Here is a 2,883-nt window from a genome sequence, read left to right as displayed (position 1 = left end):
CTGCACCCGCTCGCGAATCTGGCGGCCATAGGCCACCAGGTCGCCCGCCCAGGACTCGCTCAGTTCGATGAAAGCCTCGTCGATGCTGTAGACCTCCACCGCAGGGGCCATCCCCTCCAGAATGGTCATCACCCGGTTCGACATGTCGCCATAGAGGGCGTAGTTGGAGCTGAACCATACCCCGCCCATGGCCTCGAAGAACTGGCGGATCTGGAAGTAGGGCACGCCCATCTTGATGCCGAGCGCCTTGGCCTCCGCCGAACGGGCCACCACGCAGCCGTCGTTGTTGGAGAGCACGACGATGGGCCGCCCCTTCAAATCAGGCCGGAACAGCCGCTCGCAGGAGGCGTAGAAGTTGTTCACATCGACCAGAGCCACGGCGCAGCTCTTGTTCATGGCGCGGGCATCTTGTGGATGACGAAGGTAACCACACCGAAGATCTCCAAGTGCTGCCCGTCACTGAAGTGGATGGGGCGATAGGCCGGGTTCCCTGGTAAGAGGCAGACTGAGGGGCTGAGCTGGAGCTGCTTCACAGTGAACTCGCCATCTACGGCCGCAACAACCACACTGCCATGCACTGGCTTGCTGCTGCGGTCTACGACCAGCATGTCACCATCGTGGATCCCGTGCTCTACCATGCTGTCACCGGCTGCCCGAACGTAATAAGTCGCGGCCGGGTGCGCTATGCATAGCTGGTTCAGGTCGATGGTCTGCTCCACGTAGTCCTGGGCGGGGGACGGGAAGCCACAGGCGGCAGGAGAGAGGAACAACGGGATTTCCAACGCCGGGGCGTCGAGGTCGGGAACTGCAAACATGGTTTTGGCTCACTATGCTGTATATAAATACAGTATAGCGATGCTCGTGGCGAAGATCACCGTGGAGCGATTGGCTCCGGATTCAGGTAATATCGGCAAGTCCCCTATGCGTGGAGTCGCCAATGTCATTCAATCTGTGCACCCTGCCGAAAGAAGAGCAGGAGAAGGTCGAGGTAGAGAAGGCCGCAGCCTATGCGGTGTGGAAGGAAAGGAACCCCGAGATCAGGCTGCCCGCCGAGAGCGAGGCCGGGAACTACAAGGGGGAGATGCAGGCCTACTTCCTGCAACAGGTCGAGCGGTACCGGAAGGTGAAGTAATGCCCCTCGATGCGATTCAACTGGCGATCCTTCGGCGTGTGTTTCAAGTTGAGCCAAAATTCAGCCGAGGTGGTGTGATGGTCACGCCATCAGCAAGCACGCGGGCCCCTACCGTCCACTACATCAGAATCACTCCTGATCAGGATGACATGTTTGTGATTGACTTCATTACGCGCAAGGGTAATGACGCAATGGCGTCAGGATATTTCCATGAGGGACATTTCTACATATCCGAGGAGGTTATTTCTGGCTGGCATTCAATAGACCACCTCGTAGATGTATTGCCGAGAATTACTTGGTAACCCTGCTGGTTGAATCCCCGCCGCCCCAGCGTTAGTATTGCTCAAAGATGGCCAGAGTCCCCGTGACCCTGGCCTTTTTCATTTCTGGCCCGCCTCGTGCGGGCTTTGTCGTTTCTGGAGGGGCGATGACGCCTGACAAGGATCCACAGAACTACAGCGTGCTCGCCTATCTGGCATTCGGCGGGCTGAGCGTATGGGGAGGGCTTGTGACCTACATACAAACGGTGAAACGCGAGGGAAGGCAGTTCCGATGGGCCGAGGCGCTGCTGCAGGTGGTGGTGTCAGGGTTCGCCGGGATGTTGACCATGCTGCTGAGCTGGTACATCGCAGCCCCGCTCCCGTTGTGCGGCTTCATGGCTGGCCTGGCTGGCTTGATGGGGTCGAAAGCACTGGAGCTGTACGAACGCCGGGCAACCGGCTGGATGGGAGGGAAGGAGTGATGGTGAAAATGCGCTGGGTAGATGAAGCCCGTAGGCATATCGGGTTGACGGAGATTAAGGGGCCCCAACACAACCCCGAGATCGTGGCGATGTGGAAGGCCATCAAGCGGGGTGGCATCCGTGATGATGAAACCCCGTGGTGTGCCGCCTTTGTTGGAGCGTGCCTAGAGCGGGTCGGTATTCAGTCCACCCGGTTCGAGGGTGCGCGTTCCTATGCCTCCTGGGGGGAGAAGCTGGAAAAGCCGGTGGCAGGCTGCGTAGTGGTGTTCTCCCGGGATGGTGGCGGACACGTTGGATTCGTAGTGGGGCAGGACAAGGCTGGCAATCTGCTGGTATTGGGCGGCAACCAAGCGGACGCGGTGAACGTGAAGGCGTTTCCTCGCTCTCGGGTAACCGCATACCGCTGGCCCGCCGGTGAGCCGAAGCCTGTGGGGGAATTGCCTGTGATGGCTGCGGCAGAGTTCTCGAAGTCCGAGGCATAGGCGCAAGCCTTGCCAATATCGCCGGGTAACCGGTAACAGCAGAGGAGAGTGCGATGGAACACATCGTTGAGGTGGTCATCAACTGGATTGTCATCCTGATGGCTGTAGTGGGCGGCGCGTCCATGGTGGTGCAGGGGCTGGCCAAGATCGCGGCTGTCACCCCGTCCACCCGGGACGATGAGGTGATCGGGAAGGTGCAGGCCTTCTTGGTTGGCCTGACCAAGGTGCTGGATAAGCTGGCTATGAACCTGCCGGCTGAGAAAGCCAGGAAGCAATAACATGAACAGCTTGCTCCAACTGCTCGACATTCTAACGGCCCTTCTGGGCCGTTGGCTTAAGCGGGAGAGGGCAAGGGAGGTGCAGGAAAGCCATGACAAGAATCATGCGGACCCACAGGGGCGTTTTGCTGAGCGTTTCGGTGCTGCTTCTGGCCAGTTGTCAGACAGCTCCAAGCCAAACAGCGAACTGCCCGCCACCCACACCCAGGCTGACATGGAACCCCGCCGCTAATGGCGGGGGTTGTCTTT

At 59.3% G+C, this 2,883-nt stretch carries 8 protein-coding genes; 6 read left to right on the top strand and 2 right to left on the bottom strand.

The window, feature by feature from the left end; translation table 11 throughout:
- The coding region (locus AACR77_RS06870; RefSeq protein WP_042880559.1) for a Y-family DNA polymerase at window positions 1-396 on the bottom strand (396 nt) is incomplete at its 3' end.
- A complete protein-coding gene (umuD, locus tag AACR77_RS06865) occupies window positions 393-815 on the bottom strand; it encodes a translesion error-prone DNA polymerase V autoproteolytic subunit (protein WP_042880557.1) in 423 nt (140 codons plus the stop codon). The genes umuD and AACR77_RS06870, both read right to left, overlap by 4 nt.
- A gap of 122 nt (window positions 816-937) precedes the next feature.
- Between umuD and AACR77_RS06860 the strand changes: the two genes are divergently transcribed.
- The 6 genes from AACR77_RS06860 (at window position 938) to AACR77_RS06835 (ending at window position 2,866) form a co-directional block, all read left to right on the top strand.
- On the top strand, window positions 938-1,132 hold the full coding sequence (locus AACR77_RS06860; RefSeq protein ID WP_042880556.1) for a DUF3283 family protein: 195 nt from the start codon (window positions 938-940) through the stop codon (window positions 1,130-1,132).
- Window positions 1,132-1,434, top strand: a complete 303-nt coding sequence (locus AACR77_RS06855; protein WP_042880554.1) for a hypothetical protein — start codon at window positions 1,132-1,134, stop codon at window positions 1,432-1,434. Before AACR77_RS06860 ends, AACR77_RS06855 begins: the two co-directional genes overlap by 1 nt.
- 125 nt (window positions 1,435-1,559) lie before the next feature.
- Window positions 1,560-1,874: a phage holin family protein gene (locus AACR77_RS06850; protein ID WP_042880552.1), complete on the top strand. Its 315-nt coding sequence runs from the start codon at window positions 1,560-1,562 to the stop codon at window positions 1,872-1,874.
- The gene (locus AACR77_RS06845) at window positions 1,874-2,356 is read left to right on the top strand and encodes a TIGR02594 family protein (protein ID WP_042880549.1); all 483 of its coding nucleotides are present in this window, start codon (window positions 1,874-1,876) and stop codon (window positions 2,354-2,356) included. The genes AACR77_RS06850 and AACR77_RS06845 overlap by 1 nt, the downstream gene beginning before the upstream one ends.
- Window positions 2,357-2,409: 53 nt before the next feature.
- The gene (locus AACR77_RS06840; protein ID WP_042880547.1) at window positions 2,410-2,634 is read left to right on the top strand and encodes a hypothetical protein; all 225 of its coding nucleotides are present in this window, start codon (window positions 2,410-2,412) and stop codon (window positions 2,632-2,634) included.
- Window position 2,635: 1 nt separating this feature from the next.
- Entirely contained in the window at window positions 2,636-2,866 is a 231-nt protein-coding gene (locus tag AACR77_RS06835; RefSeq protein ID WP_042880545.1) for a hypothetical protein, read from the top strand.
- Window positions 2,867-2,883 lie beyond the last annotated feature (17 nt).

Source organism: Aeromonas sp. ZOR0002, assembly GCF_963866995.1.
Classification (GTDB): Bacteria; Pseudomonadota; Gammaproteobacteria; order Enterobacterales; family Aeromonadaceae; genus Aeromonas; species Aeromonas caviae.
Note: the sequence above shows the minus strand (reverse complement) of the source record. Positions and strands in the feature narration are given on the sequence as shown.